General features: G+C 66.6%; 8 protein-coding genes. 3 read left to right on the top strand and 5 right to left on the bottom strand.

Annotation, left to right across the window (positions count from 1 at the left end; genetic code table 11):
• The first annotated feature begins 26 nt into the window (after window positions 1–26).
• Complete coding sequence (gene glpD, locus ACFPO9_RS10685; RefSeq protein ID WP_379770395.1) at window positions 27–1,631, top strand: glycerol-3-phosphate dehydrogenase; 1,605 nt, start codon at window positions 27–29, stop codon at window positions 1,629–1,631.
• Here glpD and ACFPO9_RS10680 read toward each other — a convergent pair whose 3' ends face one another.
• Window positions 1,632–4,289, bottom strand: coding sequence for a M1 family metallopeptidase (locus tag ACFPO9_RS10680; RefSeq protein ID WP_379770392.1), 2,658 nt, complete (start codon window positions 4,287–4,289; stop codon window positions 1,632–1,634).
• 89 nt (window positions 4,290–4,378) lie between these two features.
• Between ACFPO9_RS10680 and ACFPO9_RS10675 the strand changes: the two genes are divergently transcribed.
• The gene (locus tag ACFPO9_RS10675; RefSeq protein WP_379770390.1) at window positions 4,379–5,002 is read left to right on the top strand and encodes a glutathione S-transferase family protein; all 624 of its coding nucleotides are present in this window, start codon (window positions 4,379–4,381) and stop codon (window positions 5,000–5,002) included.
• A 116-nt stretch (window positions 5,003–5,118) separates the two neighbouring features.
• Here the strand turns inward: ACFPO9_RS10675 and ACFPO9_RS10670 are convergent, their stop codons facing one another.
• Both ACFPO9_RS10670 and ACFPO9_RS10665 read right to left on the bottom strand, forming a co-directional pair.
• Window positions 5,119–5,973: a CheR family methyltransferase gene (locus ACFPO9_RS10670; RefSeq protein WP_379770387.1), complete on the bottom strand. Its 855-nt coding sequence runs from the start codon at window positions 5,971–5,973 to the stop codon at window positions 5,119–5,121.
• Between the two features lie 22 nt (window positions 5,974–5,995).
• Window positions 5,996–10,918, bottom strand: a complete 4,923-nt coding sequence (locus tag ACFPO9_RS10665) for a response regulator (RefSeq protein WP_379770385.1) — start codon at window positions 10,916–10,918, stop codon at window positions 5,996–5,998.
• Window positions 10,919–11,296: 378 nt separating this feature from the next.
• On the opposite strand from ACFPO9_RS10665, the gene ACFPO9_RS10660 reads away from it, so the two are divergent.
• On the top strand, window positions 11,297–12,028 hold the full coding sequence (locus ACFPO9_RS10660; RefSeq protein ID WP_379770383.1) for a helix-turn-helix transcriptional regulator: 732 nt from the start codon (window positions 11,297–11,299) through the stop codon (window positions 12,026–12,028).
• Here the strand turns inward: ACFPO9_RS10660 and ACFPO9_RS10655 are convergent.
• Window positions 12,003–12,326, bottom strand: a complete 324-nt coding sequence (locus ACFPO9_RS10655; protein WP_379770381.1) for a helix-turn-helix domain-containing protein — start codon at window positions 12,324–12,326, stop codon at window positions 12,003–12,005. The genes ACFPO9_RS10660 and ACFPO9_RS10655 overlap by 26 nt on opposite strands.
• A 100-nt stretch (window positions 12,327–12,426) precedes the next feature.
• Window positions 12,427–14,496: a prolyl oligopeptidase family serine peptidase gene (locus ACFPO9_RS10650; RefSeq protein WP_379770379.1), complete on the bottom strand. Its 2,070-nt coding sequence runs from the start codon at window positions 14,494–14,496 to the stop codon at window positions 12,427–12,429.
• Window positions 14,497–14,526: the final 30 nt, after the last annotated feature.

Below are 14,526 nucleotides of genomic sequence, written 5' to 3'. Positions count from 1 at the left end.
CTGCTGCGCGGACATGGGGAGGCGGGATGAGCGAGCATGCAAGAGGCAGGTCTGGCCGGCGCATCGATTGCGACGTACTGGTGGTAGGCGGCGGCATCAACGGCGCCGGCATCGCGCGCGACGCCAGCGGACGCGGGCTGCGCGTGGTGCTGTGCGAAAAGGACGACCTGGCCCAGCACACGTCCTCGGCGTCCAGCAAGCTGATCCACGGCGGCCTGCGCTACCTCGAGCAATACCATTTCGGCCTGGTGCGCAAGGCGCTGGCCGAGCGCGAGGTGCTGCTGAAAAGCGGCCCGCACATCATGCGCCCGCTGCGCTTCGTGATGCCGCACGCGCCCGGCGTGGGCATGCGGCCGGCCTGGATGATCCGCGCCGGCCTGTTCCTCTACGATCATCTGGCGCACCGCGATTTCCTGCCCGGCTCGGAGGCGCTGTCGCTGCGGGAGCACCCGGCCGGCACGCCGCTGCAGCCCCACTTCAGCCGTGCTTTCGCCTATTCCGATGCCTGTGTCGACGACGCGCGGCTGGTGGTGCTGGCCGCCATCGACGCCCGCGAGCGCGGCGCCACCATCCTGACGCGCACGCGCTGCACGCAACTGGTGCGCGAGGCCCAGCGCTGGACCGCCACCCTGCAGGGCGCCGGCGAGGCGCTGCGGGTGCAGGCGCGCTGCGTCGTGAACGCGGCCGGCCCGTGGGCGGCGAGCTTCCTCGGCACGGCCACCGGCAAGACCGGCGCCCGCGCGCTGCGCCTGGTGAAGGGCAGCCACATCGTGGTGCCGCGCCTGTTCACCCACGACAGCGCGTATATCCTGCAGCAGCCGGACGGCCGCATCGTGTTCGCGATTCCCTACGAGGGGCAGTTCACCCTGGTCGGCACCACCGACGTCGACTACCAGGGCGACATCGACCGGGTCGCGATCGGCGATGCGGAAGTCGATTACCTGTGCGCTGCCGTCAACCGCGCCTTCGTCCAGCGTATCGGGCCGGAAGACCTGGTGTGGAGCTATGCGGGCGTGCGGCCGCTGATCGGCGAGGAGGGGAGGAATGCATCGAGCGCCAGCCGCGACTACCGGCTCGAAACGGACCGCAATGGCGCGCCCTTACTGTCCGTCTTCGGCGGCAAGGTAACGACCTTTCGCAAGCTGGCCGAGCAGGCCGTGGACTGGATCGCGCCCGCGTTGGGGCGGCGCGTGCCCGGCTGGACCGGCCAGGCCTGCCTGCCGGGCGGCGACCTGTTCGGACGGCAGCCCAGCGCCCGCGCGGTGCGCGACTTCGAGGCCTGGACCCGCACCCGCCAGCAGCAGTACGCCGCGCTGCCGCCGGCGCTGGTGGCCCGCTATGCGCGCGCCTACGGCACCCGGCTGGGCGCGATGCTGGGCCATTACCGCAGCCGGCCCGATCTCGGCGAGGAAATCGTGCCGGGCCTGTTCGAGATCGAGGCCGACTGGCTGGTCAAGCACGAATGGGCGCACACCGCGGAGGACATCCTGTGGCGCCGCACCAAGCTGGGACTGTTCGTGCCGCCGGCGCAGCGGCCGGATGCCGCGCGCCGGCTGGAAGACTGGCTGGCGGCATGGGCGGCGCGGCGCGGGGCTTCCGCACCGGCCGCGTTCATGCGCGCCCTGGATTGATCAGCCGCCGTTCTGCTGCAGCCAGGCGTCGATCTCCGGCAGCCGCGCCGCATTGGTCTTGATGCGGTCCTGGATCGCCGCGATCGCCGCATCGACGTCGCCGCGCGAGGTCGGCGCCAGGTTGGCCTGGCCGTAGCCTTGCAGCTTGGCGACCGTCGCCGGATTCGAGGACCCCATGGCCAGGCGCGCGAAGTAGCGGCTGCGCGAGCTGGCGTCGACGCGCTGGTTGATCTTCTCCACGTGCGCCAGCGCGAAGTCGAGCGCCATGTCCGGGTAGCGCTGGGCCACCGCCGAGATCATCGCGGCGCTGTTGGTGAGACCAGGTTCGTCGGTCAGCGCCATGTCGAGCGCGCGCTGGGCCAGCGCCTTGTCTTCGGCGATGGCGAGCAGCGTGTACAGGCGGTCGCGTAGCAGCGGGTTGGTCTCCGCGCTGGCGCGGGCGTGCAGGCCGTCCCAGGTGGCGGCGTCGGCGTGCTGGGCGACCACCGCCAGCACCGTCTTGCGCAGCGGGCCCGGCACCGCGGACGCATCCTTGTCCATCGCGGCGTAGCGGCGGCGCGCCTCGGCGATCACGGTCGGGTCCCCGAGCTCGCTCAGGGTGTCGATCAGCTGCTCGCGCAGGTTGGCGATGGCCGGGGCTTCGCCATTCCGGGCTTCCCAGCCGGTCTGCGCCATCACCGGCGCCAGGCGCGCGATCGCGAACGCGTCCAGGCGCTGGCGGCGCGCCTTGTCGTCCCCATAGCGCCAGTGCAGTCCCTCGAACACGTGGCCGATGCGGCTCCAGACCTGCGGGTCGGCGCCCACCGGCGTGGCCTTGACCAGGTCCAGCGCGCTCGATGCCGGCTGCAGGCCGGCCAGGCCCAGTGCCGAGCTGTCCGACAGCAGGCCGAGCTGGTCGATCGGCGCCAGCGTCGCGAAGGCCTGCGCCAGCCGCGCGAATTCCTTCGGTGCGTACAGGGTGCGGTAATAGCCGCTCTGGCCGGCGTTGACGATCACCGCGCCGCAGCCCGGCAGCACGATGCTGCCCTTGCCGCCGGCCACCAGCGTCGACGCCTGCTTCGCATTGCCGGCGACTTGCGCGATCACCGGCACGCGCCAGGCCAGCGGCTTCTTCCCTGGCAGGTCGCGCGCGAATTCGCCCTGGGCCAGGGCCACCGTGGTCGAACCGTTCCTGCACACCGGCTCGCCGACGCGGATCAGCGGCACGCCCGGCTGCAGCGTGAAGTCGTGGGCGATCGCCGTCACCGGCTTGCGGGCCGCCTTCTCGATCTGCTTCCACAGGTCGTCGGACACGGTATTGCCGTAGGCGTGGGCCTGCATGTAGCTGCGCACGCCGCTGCGCCAGGCGTTCTCGCCGACATAGGCTTCGAGCATGCGGATGACGGCTTCGCCCTTCTGGTAGGTGATCTCGTCGAAGGCCTGGTTGGCCTGCTCGACGGTCTGGATGTGCTGCACTACCGGGTGGGTGGTGGCGACCGAGTCGCGCTGCATGGCGCCGTCGCGGCTGCCGACCGTGCCCAGGCGGGTATTCCATTCCGGGTGCAGGCGCGCGGTCATGCGGCTTTCCATCCACGAGGCGAAGCCTTCGTTCAGCCACAGGTCGTCCCACCAGCGCATCGTGACCAGGTCGCCGAACCACTGGTGCGCCATCTCGTGGGCCGCGGTGGCGAAGATCTCCTGGCGGTCGTGCTGGGTCGAGCTGGCCGGGTCGAACAGCAGCGCGTATTCGAAGGTGAAGATGGCGCCCCAGTTTTCCATCGCGCCGAAGAACTGGCTGCGGCCGGCGCCGGCGATGTTGTCCAGCTTGGGCAGCGGGTAGCGCACGCCGAAGTAATCGTTGTACTCGCGCAGGATGTCCTTCGAGGAGTCGAGCGCGAATTTCGCCTGGTCGATGGCGCCGCGGCGCGTGACCACGCCCAGCTCGGTGCCTTGCTCCTTCGCGGTGGCGCGCTCGAAGTCGCCCGCCGCGAGGAAGAGCAGGTAGGTCGACATCTTCGGCGACTTCGCGAAGCTCACCTTCCGCCGGCCGTCGGCCAGCGTTTCCGTGCGCGCGGCCGGCATGTTACTGACCGCCATCTGGCCGGCCGGGACCGTGACCTCCAGCGTGAAGCTCGCCTTGTAGGCCGGCTCGTCCCATGACGGGATCATGCGGCGCGCGTCCGAGTTCTCGAACTGGGTGTAGAGGGCGCGCTGCTGCTTGCCATCGCTGCCGGGATAATCGAGCGAGAACAGGCCGACCGCCTGGGTGCCGATCACGCCGCTGTAATCCAGCGTGAGCTTGTACAGGCCGGGCGCGAGCGGCTTGTCGAAGGCGAAGCTGGCGGTCTGGGCGTCGGCATCGATGCTGGACCTGGCCGTTTGCGCGGCGCCGCCGGCGGCCGGGGCGATCGTCACGTCCTTGAAGCCCAGGTCGGCCGCGTTCAATGTGATGCTGCTGGTGGCCCTGGCGACGCTCAGCGTAATGACGGCCTTGGCGTCGAAGCGGCCCCTGGCGGCGTCGGGCGCCAGCGCGATGTCGTAATGGCTGGGGATCACGCCGCGCGGCAGCTGGGTGGTGGCTTCCTGGTTCGCTGCCGGCGTCAAGGCCGCGGCTGCTTGTTGAAGGGGAAAGGCGGCGAACGCGAGGGCGATGGCGGCGGACAGCAGATTGCGGTGCATGGGGTCTCGAAAAAAGGGCAAGGTCAAGCCGCGAATCTACGTTCAAGATGCTACCCTGTCAATCTGTACAACCGTTACAAGGAGGACGCATGAAGCTGTACACCAGCCACCGTACCCCGAACCCGCGCCGCGTGCTCATGTTCATCGCCGAAAAGGGCATCACCGGCATCGAGCTGGTGCAGGTCGACCTGTTCAAGGGCGAGCACAGGAGCGAGGGCTTCACCGGCATGAACCCGATGGCGCAGATTCCGGTGCTGGAACTGGACGACGGCCGCGAACTGGCCGAGACCCGCGCGATCTGCACCTATCTCGAGGGCCTCTACCCGCAGCACAACCTGATGGGCGAGGGCTTCGAGGAGCGCGCCTTCATCGAAATGGCCGACCGCCGCGCCGAACTGCAGCTGTTCCTGAAGGCCGCCAACTGCATCCGCCACACGCATCCCGGCCTGGCGCCGCTGGAGCAGCCGCAGTTCGCCGACTTCGGCGCCTCGCAGGGCCAGAAGATGCGCGACACCGCGCGTTGGCTGGACGGCGTGCTGGCGCGCCAGGCTTTCATTGCCGGGGACCGCTTCACGATTGCCGACATCACGGCCTTCTGCGCGCTGGAGTTTGCGCGCGGGCTGATGAAGTTCAGGGCGGGGGAGGAGGGGTTTGGCCACCTGCAGGCCTGGCGGGATCGGGTGGCGGAAAGGCCGAGTGCGGCGGTGGTGTAAACGCGGCCTGTGGCCTTGAAACGTCATTCCCGCGGAGGCGGGAATCCAAGTTGGACGCGCTGACGCAACGCCTGCGGAACTTGGATTCCCGCCTGCGCGGGAATGACGGTGCTTGATTATCCCACCCGCTTATACCACGGCCGATCCCCCTCGATCGCCTGATACGTCCCCGCACACGCATCCGCCACCGACAGCGTGCGGTCCAGGCACAGCACCCCGAACCGCGCCAGGCTGTCATGGAACAGCCGCAGCACCCGCTGGCGCAGCACCGGCCCGAAGTCGCCCAGCGCGTGGCAGCACAAAATCGCCTGGAACTCGTTGAAGGAGGCGTCCGTCACCAGGCTGTATTGCGACCACGTGATGCGGCGCCGCAGGTCGGCGCGCAGGCGGGCGCATTTGCCGTCCTCGCCATCCCCGATCTCGAAGAAGGACAGCAGGTCGCCGCGGCCGCCGCTGTCAAGGTGGCGCTGGCGCGCTTCCTCGAGCTCGGCCAGCGGCAGGCAGGCGTCCTGATTCGCCGCCACCAGCTCTTCGTTGGCGAGGGTGGCGTGGATGTCGAGCTTGCCCATCACGCCTTCCTCGGCCAGCACGATGGCCAGGGTCCACGCCTCGCCCACGCCGGCGCAGTCGGCCAGCCAGACCCGTGGCACCGGCCAGCCGCGCAGCGACGGCGCCAGCACCCCGCGCAGGCGGGACGCGTGGCCGACGCAGTCGAACAGCTGGGCGGGCGGCACCGACAGCGCGCGCAGCAGGCTTGACGCTGCCCCGGGATCGTGCAGCGCCCGTTCCTGCAGCCCTGACAGGGTGGCCGCACCGCCCGCGCGCATGGCCTGGTTCAGCCTTGCGCGCACCGCCGCGCGGTCGTAGGCGCGGAAGTCGTAGCCGAAGCGCTGGAAGATCGCTTCCAGCAGCAGCTCCGTTTCCAGCTCCTCGATCGCGAGCCCGGCCGCAAGGCCGGTCCACGCATTCATGATGCCCCCCTCGATGCAGCCATCAATGGAGCCAGACCCGCATCATCGACAGCAGCTGGGCGACATCCACCGGCTTGGTGATGTAGTCCGAGGCGCCGGCGGCGATGCACTTGTCGCGGTCGCCCTTCATCGCTTTCGCGGTCAGGGTGATGATGGGCAGCGACTTGAACTTCGGGATGCGGCGGATCGCCCGCATCGTGTCGTAGCCGTCCATCTCCGGCATCATGATGTCCATCAGGACGATCTCGATGCTCGGATCCTTCTCCAGCACCTCGATGCCGTCGCGGCCGTTCTCGGCAAACAAGACCTGCATCTGCTGGCGCTCGAGCAGCGAGGACAGCGCGAAGATGTTGCGCAGGTCATCGTCGACGATCAGCACCTTGCGGCCGGCCAGGCCGCCGTCGGCCGCGTGGATCTCTTCCAGGATGCGGCGCTGCAGGTCGGGCAGGCTGGCGTGCGAGCGGTGCAGGAACAGCGCGGTCTCGTCCAGCAGGCGCTCCGGCGAGCGGGCGTCCTTGACCACGATGGTCTTGGCGTAGCGCTTGAGCTTCGTGACTTCCTTGCGGCCCAGTTCCGCGGCCGTGTAGATCACGATCGGCAGGTCGCGCAGCAGCGGCTGCTTGCCGATCTGGTCGAGCAGATCGAAGCCCGAGATGTCCGGCAGGGTCAGGTCCAGCACCATGCAGTCGAAGTGCTGGGCGGCCAGGGCCTCCAGCGCCGCGGCGCCGGTGTCCACCGTGACGATGCGCACGTCGGAGTCGCCGATCAGCGAGACGATCGATTCGCGCTGGGCCATGTCGTCCTCGACCACCAGCAGCGAACGCTTGCCGCCCATCAGGAACTTCTGGATGCGGGTGAATTCCTCCTGCAGCATCTCGCGGCTGACCGGCTTGTTGATATAGCTGATCGCGCCCTGGCGCAGCGCGCGCTCGCGCTCGCGCATCGCCGACAGCACGTGCACCGGGATGTGGCGGGTGCCCGGGTCGCGCTTCAGGCGCTCCAGCACCGTCAGGCCGTCGATGTCCGGCAGGTCGATGTCGAGCAGGATCGCGGCCGGCTGGAAGTCGCGCGCCAGCGACAGCGCCGAGTCGCCGCGGTGGGTCACGATGCCCTTGAAGTTCTTCTCGCGGGCGAAGTCGAGCAGGGTCTTGGCGAAGCGCTCGTCATCCTCGACGATCAGCACCGAGGGGTCGCCCGGCACGATCAGGCCGCGGTCGTCCAGCATGCTCGCGTACTCGACCAGGCCGGTCGCGGGATCGGGCACGGCGAGCGCCGTGCCGACCGCGGTGTCGGTTTCCACTTCCAGCAGCATCGCCGGGGCCGGAGCGGCCAGCGCGACCGGCTGCTGCGGCGGCGCCAGGCGCGCCGGCTGCGGCTGGCGGGTCTGCTCGTAGTTGATGAAACCGGCGCGGTTGTAAGGCAGGTAGAGCGTGAAGGTCGAGCCGATGTTGACCGTCGATTCGACGCGGATCTCGCCGCCCAGCAGGCGCGCCAGTTCGCGCGAGATCGACAGGCCCAGGCCGGTGCCGCCGTATTTGCGGGCGGTCGAGCCGTCGGCCTGCTGGAAGGCTTCGAAGATCAGCTGCAGCTTGTCGGACGGGATGCCGACGCCGGTGTCGCTGACCGAGAAGGCCAGCACCGCATCGGCATGCAGCAGGTGCGGGTGGTCGGCGGTCCAGCCGCTGGTCACGAGGCTGATGTTCAGCGACACCTGGCCATGGCTGGTGAACTTGAACGCGTTCGACAGCAGGTTTTTCAGGACCTGTTGCAGGCGCGTCGTATCCGTCATCAGCGCGGTCGGCAGGTTGTCCGCCAGCTCGACCCCGAAGCCGAGGTGTTTGGCTTCGGCCATGTGGCGGAAGGTGCGGTCCACGTAGTTGCGCAGGGCCGAGAAGCGGTACTCGGACACGTCCAGCGTGACGGTGCCGGACTCGATCTTCGACAGGTCGAGAATGTCGTTAATCAGGGTCAGCAGGTCGGAGCCGGAGCCGTGGATGGTCTTCGCGAATTCCACCTGCTTCATCGACAGGTTGCCCTCGGGGTTATCCGACAGCTGCTGCGCCAGGATCAGCAGCGAGTTCAGGGGCGTACGCAGTTCGTGCGACATATTCGCCAGGAACTCGGACTTGTACTTCGAGGACAGGGCCAGCTGGGTCGCCTTCTCTTCCAGCGCCAGTTTCGCCTGTTCCACCTCGCGGTTCTTGCGTTCCACCTCGATGTTCTGCTCGGACAGCAGGCGCGCTTTCTCCGCCAGCTCTTGGTTGGTCTGCTGCAGTTCCTGCGCCAGCGACTGCGACTGGGTCAGCAGCGATTCGGTACGGCTGTTCGCCTCGATGGTGTTCAGCACCACGCCGATCGATTCCATCAGCTGATCGAGGAAGGACAGGTGGGTCTCGGTGAAGCGGTCCAGCGAGGCGATCTCGATGACCGCCTTGACCTGCTGTTCGAACAGGATGGGCAGCACCACGATATTCGTCGGCGGCGCCGCGCCCAGGCCCGACGACACCTGGATGTAGTCGCGCGGGACGTCGGTCAACCAGATGCGGGTCTTCTCCAGCGCGCACTGGCCCACCAGGCCTTCGCCCGGCAGGAAGGAGGTCGGCAGCTTGCGGCTGGAGCGGTAGCCGTAGGAGGCGATCAGGCGCAGGCGCGCATCGTTGCCTTCCGAGTCCATCATGTAGAACACGCCGTGGTGGGCGGTAATCAGGGGCGCCAGTTCCGACAGGATCAGCTTGGTCACCGCGCCCAGGTCGCGCTGGCCCTGCAGCAGGCGGGTGAAGCGCGCCAGGTTGGTCTTCAGCCAGTCCTGCTGCGCGTTCTTCTGCGTGGTCTCCTTCAGGTTACGGATCATCTCGTTGATGTTGTCCTTCAGGTAGGACATCTCGCCGCGCGCTTCCACCTGAATCGAACGCGAAAGGTCGCCGCGGGTCACCGCCGTCGCGACTTCACCGATCGCACGCATCTGGTTGGTCAGGTTTGCCGCCAGCTGGTTGACGTTCTCGGTCAAGTCCTTCCAGGTACCCGCCACGCCGGACACGTTCGCCTGGCCGCCGAGTTTACCTTCGGTACCCACCTCGCGCGCCACGCGGGTCACCTCGGAGGCGAAGGAGGACAGCTGGTCCACCATCACGTTGATGGTGTCCTTCAGTTCCAGGATCTCGCCCTTCACGTCCACGGTAATCTTCTTGGACAGGTCGCCGCGCGCCACCGCGGTCGTCACCGCCGCGATGTTACGCACCTGGCCCGTCAGGTTGGACGCCATGAAGTTCACGTTATCGGTCAAGTCCTTCCAGGTGCCGCCCACGCCCGGCACATAGGCCTGGCCGCCCAGCTTGCCCTCGGTACCCACCTCGCGCGCCACGCGGGTCACCTCGGAGGCGAAGGAGGACAGCTGGTCCACCATCACGTTGATGGTGTTCTTCAGTTCGAGAATCTCGCCCTTCACGTCCACGGTAATCTTCTTGGACAGGTCGCCGTTCGCCACCGCGGTGGTCACGTCCGCGATGTTACGCACCTGGCCGGTCAGGTTACCCGCCATCGAGTTCACGCCGTCGGTCAAGTCCTTCCAGGTGCCGGCGACGCCAGGCACGTTCGCCTGGCCGCCCAGGCGGCCCTCGGTACCCACCTCACGCGCCACGCGGGTCACCTCGGACGCGAAGGAGTTCAGCTGGTCCACCATCACGTTGATGGTGTTCTTCAGCTCCAGGATCTCGCCCTTCACGTCCACGGTGATCTTCTTGGACAAGTCGCCGTTCGCCACCGCGGTCGTCACGTCCGCGATGTTACGCACCTGGCCGGTCAGGTTACCCGCCATCGAGTTCACCGAGTCGGTCAAGTCTTTCCAGGTACCGGCCACGCCCTTCACCTGCGCCTGGCCGCCGAGTTTACCCTCGGTACCCACCTCACGCGCCACACGCGTCACCTCGGATGCGAAGGAGGACAGCTGGTCCACCATCACGTTGATCGTATTCTTCAGTTCGAGAATCTCGCCCTTCACGTCCACGGTAATCTTCTTGGACAGGTCGCCGTTCGCCACCGCGGTCGTCACCGCCGCGATGTTACGCACCTGGCCCGTCAGGTTGGACGCCATGAAGTTCACGTTGTCGGTCAAGTCCTTCCAGGTGCCGCCCACGCCCGGCACATAGGCCTGGCCGCCCAGCTTGCCCTCGGTACCCACCTCGCGCGCCACGCGCGTCACCTCGGAGGCGAAGGATCGCAGCTGGTCCACCATCACGTTGATGGTGTCCTTCAGCTGCAGGATCTCGCCGCGCACGTCCACCGTGATCTTCTTCGACAAGTCGCCGTTCGCCACCGCGGTGGTCACTTCCGCGATGTTACGCACCTGCGAGGTCAGGTTACCCGCCATCGAGTTCACCGAGTCGGTCAGGTCCTTCCAGGTACCCGCGACGCCCGGGACGTAGGCCTGGCCGCCCAGCTTGCCCTCGGTACCGACCTCGCGCGCCACGCGCGTCACCTCGGAGGAGAAGGAGGACAGCTGTTCCACCATCGTGTTCGCGGTAGTCGCCGCGCGCAGGTACTGGCCCTTCAGCGGGTGCCCATCCACTTCCAGGGCCATGGTCTGCGACAGGTCGCCCTTCGCCACCGCGCCGATGACGCGCGCCATCTCGGTCGTCGGACGCACCAGGTCGTCGATCAGGGTGTTGACGGAACTGATGATGGTCGACCAGCCGCCGACCACGCCCGGCACGTCCGCACGCTGGGTCAAGTGGCCTTCGCGGCCCACGACGCGCGACACTTCCGTCACCGTCTCGACCATTTTCTGCTTGGTTTCGATGATGTCGTTCAGGGTGTCGGCAATCTTGCCGGACACGCCGGTCCAGTCGGAGGGCATGCGCACGGAGAAGTCGCCTTTTTTCAGCGCCATCAGCGTGGAAAGCAGCAGCTTGACATCCAGCTGTTCAGCCATGTCAGTCATGTTATTCATCGACTTGGGTTCCTCGAGGTAGAGAAGAAGTAGAGCGGGGCGGACATGTATTGTTAAATGTCAGAAACTCGTAAAGATACTCTTGTGTTCGATCAAGTCAAGCCAGGGCAAGTAAAAAATGGCAACACTGTTACGCATCGGTCATAAACTTGCACATTTGCAATTTTCGATAGACAATCCGCGCGAGCTTAGCGAAATCCGAAAATGAGGGGCGCACGATTGACCAGGCTGCAACAGCCTCTGTTGTAGCAATCCGACAACTTCTACACAGAGATTGCCGGGATGAAGATGATTAAAAGAATAATTTTTCGTGCTTTTCAGTTACAACTCATCTAGCATGGCGGGTATGAAATGAATATTGACAGCGCGGGGTAAGCCATGATGAGCGTCGAACTTGACGAGCTGATGCATTGCGACACGGCGTCGAGCTGGGGAGAGGCGCTGTTTTCCCTGGGCCGGCACTACGGTTTCGAAAAAGTCCTGTTCGCGATGTCGGGTTCGCGCCATGCGCGCCTGGAACATGCGTTTTTCCAGACGAATTATCCGAGGCCCTGGCGCGACCGCTACGAGGCCGAGCGTCTCGCCTATGTCGACCCGCTGGTCAGCCATTGCCTGGCGAGCACGCTGCCGCTGGTGTGGCAGGCCGACACCTTCCGCAGCCCGGCCCAGCGCGCCATGTATGAAGAGGGGTGCGCCTACGGCCTCCGCGTCGGCGTCAGTTTTCCCATCCACGGGCCGAACGGAGAGTTCGGCATGCTCAGCTTTGCCTGCGACCCCGGCCCGGAGCGCCGGTTTGCCTGCGAAGTCGTGGGCTTGCTGCCGGAACTGGCCCTGGTGCGCGACCATGCCTTCGCTTCCGGCGTGCGCTTTTGTCCGCCTCCCACGCACGAAGCCGCGCCACGGCTGACGCCGCGCGAACTCGAGGTCTTGAACTGGGTAATGGCGGGGAAATCTTCGTGGGAGATTTCAAAGATTACCGGCTGCTCCGAGGCGACGGTGAATTTTCATATGGGCAATATTCGCCAGAAATTCAACGTCAACACCCGGCAGCAGGCGGTCGTGCGCGCGATCTCGCTGGGGCTGATTACCCCAGAAGATCACCATCGTTGAGTTTGCCGTTCACATACAGCTTCAGCAGCAGGGCGACCGGGGCTGGAATCGCCAGGCCCGTCTCGAAGCGGCTGCCGCTCGATTGCGTCACGCCGAAGCGCCCCCAGAATTTCTCCTGACTTTCCCGCTTGCCGATGCGGTACTTCTTCAGTTCGCTGACGGTTGGAGCCAGCGCTGCCTGGAATTTTGCATTGCCTGCTTCGGGCTCCCGCAGGCTTGCTTCGGTAACGAAATCATTAGCCATCGCCGCTCCTCCTTCGTAAAGGTTGTAAAGATGTGTGGAAGACAAGTATTCCATGCATCATTCATCCGGCGACCTAGCAATATTGATAGTTCCTCCAGGAACTCCCCTACAGAGAGGGGGAAGTGTTGTTCCGCTAGTTGAGCTAGCGCAAATCTCATGCTTTGGGGCTTGATTTTCGCGTCAGTTCTTGCCACAGGAAAGTATAGGTCAGCGCCCACATGGTGGCGGTCTGCTCATTGTTGGCCGCGCCGGCATGGCCGCCCTCGGTGTTTTCCCAGTACAGCAGGTCGTGGCCCTGTTCCTGCATCAGCGCCGCCATCTTGCGCGCGTGGCCGGGATGGACGCGGTCGTCCCGGGTCGAGGTGGTGAACAGCACACGCGGATAGCGCTTGTGCCGCCCCACCTGGTGATAGGGCGAATACTTGCCGATATAGGCCCATTGCTCCGGATCGTCCGGATCGCCGTACTCGCCCATCCAGGAGGCGCCGGCCAGCAGCTGGTGGTAGCGCCGCATGTCCAGCAGCGGCACCTGGCAGACCACGGCGCCGAACAGTTCCGGGCGCTGGGTCAGCGCGGCGCCGACCAGCAGGCCGCCATTGCTGCCGCCCATGATGCCCAGGTGTTCCGGGCTGGTGAGCTTGCGCGCGGCCAGGTCTTCGGCCACCGCCAGGAAATCGTCGAAGGCTTGCTGGCGCCGATGCTTCAATGCGGCCTGGTGCCAGCGCGGGCCGAACTCGCCGCCGCCACGGATATTCGCCAGCACATACACGCCGCCGCGCGCCAGCCAGGCTTCGCCGGTAACGCCGCTGTAGAAGGGCGTGAGCGAGACCTCGAAGCCGCCGTAGCCGTACAACAGGGTCGGATTGGCGCCATTCATCCTCGTGTCCTTCCGCATCACCACGAAGTAGGGGATGCGCGCGCCGTCCGTGGACACCGCCTCGAACTGGGCGACCTTGCAGGGGCCGGCGTCGAAGAAGGCCGGCATCGCCTTCAGCAGCTCGCGCTCGTCGCTGCCGGCGCGCGCCAGGTAGAGCGTGCTCGGGGTCAGGAAGTCGGTCACGGTGAGGAAGTACTCGTTCGATGCGATTTCGTCGAGACCGGACACGCCCAGCGCGCCCATGCCCGGCGCCGCGACCTCGCGCCGCCGCCAGGCGCCATCCTCGTGGCGAAGCTCGACGATGCGGTTCTTGACCTTGTCCAGCACCGTCAGCAGGATGGCGTCGCGGGTCACGCCGATGCCGTCCAGCGAAGTGGTCTCCGTCGGCGTGAACAGCGGCTGGAAATCGCGCGCGCCATCGAGGAATTCCTTGAAACCGATCGCCAGCAATGCGCCCTGCGGCCAGCGCTTGCCGCCCGCTTCCCACGCCGAGCGCAGCTGGACCAGCAGCTGGTCGCGCACCGTGAAGGCATCCGCGTCCTCGGGCTTGTCGACCTTGGTCAGCGCGCCGCTGCCTGGCTCGCGCACGAACAGTTCGCTGCTGTAGAAGCCGATCTGGCGCTGCACGAACTGGCGCTCGTGGCCGGGCGTGTAGTCGAACCAGGCGGAGGCGGACAGGTCATCCTCCCGGGCTTCGTAGACCGGGCGGGCGTCCGCGAGCGGCGTGCCGCGCTTCCACGCCTTGATCACGCGCGGGTAGCCGGAAGCGGTCATCGAGCCGGGGCCGAAGTCGGTGGCCACGAACACGGCGTCGCGATCGATCCAGCTGGCGCCGCCCTTGGCTTCCGCTAGATTGAAACCGTCGGCGACGAAGGCCAGGCCTTCGAGGTCGAATTCGCGCACCACGTGGGCGTCGCCGCCGCCGCGCGACAGCGAAACCAGGCAGCGCCCGCCCCGCGGCTTGAGGAAGGAGGCGCCGGCCCAGACCCAGTTCTCGTTCTCGTCGCGCGCGAGCCGGTCGAGGTCGAGCACCGTCTCCCACTGCGGCGCCGGTTTGCGGTATTCGTCCAGCGTGGTGCGGCGCCAGATGCCGCGCTCGTGGCCGGCGTCGCGCCAGAAGTTGTAGCAGCGGCCTTCGTACAGGCTCACGTAGGGAATGCGGTCCTTCGAGTCGAGGATGGTCTTCAGGCGCGCGCGCAAAGGGGCGTAGCCGGGCGCCGCGGCCAGTTCGGCTTCGGTGTCCGCGTTGCGTGCGCCGACCCAGCCGAGCGCGCGTTCGGAGGCGACGTCCTCCAGCCAGAGATAGGGGTCCTGTGCCTGTGTCATCGATACTGTCCTTCTCGCCAATTGGTGCCGATTGCGTAATACTAGCAAGTA

The sequence above is a fragment of the Massilia aerilata genome (assembly GCF_042656905.1).
In the GTDB taxonomy this organism is placed as follows: Bacteria; Pseudomonadota; Gammaproteobacteria; order Burkholderiales; family Burkholderiaceae_D; genus Telluria; species Telluria aerilata.
The sequence above is the reverse complement of the archived record's forward strand: the minus strand, read 5'-3'. Positions and strand labels throughout refer to the sequence as shown.

What these genes read in the sequence shown, in the direction of transcription:
- ACFPO9_RS10665 (WP_379770385.1), bottom strand. Translation starts at nt 10,918, where the DNA reads ATGAATAACATGACTGACATGGCTGAACAGCTGGATGTCAAGCTGCTG.
- ACFPO9_RS10655 (WP_379770381.1), bottom strand. Translation starts at nt 12,326, where the DNA reads ATGGAATACTTGTCTTCCACACATCTTTACAACCTTTACGAAGGAGGA.
- ACFPO9_RS10660 (WP_379770383.1), top strand. Translation starts at nt 11,297, where the DNA reads ATGATGAGCGTCGAACTTGACGAGCTGATGCATTGCGACACGGCGTCG.
- ACFPO9_RS10680 (WP_379770392.1), bottom strand. Translation starts at nt 4,289, where the DNA reads ATGCACCGCAATCTGCTGTCCGCCGCCATCGCCCTCGCGTTCGCCGCC.
- glpD (WP_379770395.1), top strand. Translation starts at nt 27, where the DNA reads ATGAGCGAGCATGCAAGAGGCAGGTCTGGCCGGCGCATCGATTGCGAC.
- ACFPO9_RS10670 (WP_379770387.1), bottom strand. Translation starts at nt 5,973, where the DNA reads ATGAATGCGTGGACCGGCCTTGCGGCCGGGCTCGCGATCGAGGAGCTG.
- ACFPO9_RS10675 (WP_379770390.1), top strand. Translation starts at nt 4,379, where the DNA reads ATGAAGCTGTACACCAGCCACCGTACCCCGAACCCGCGCCGCGTGCTC.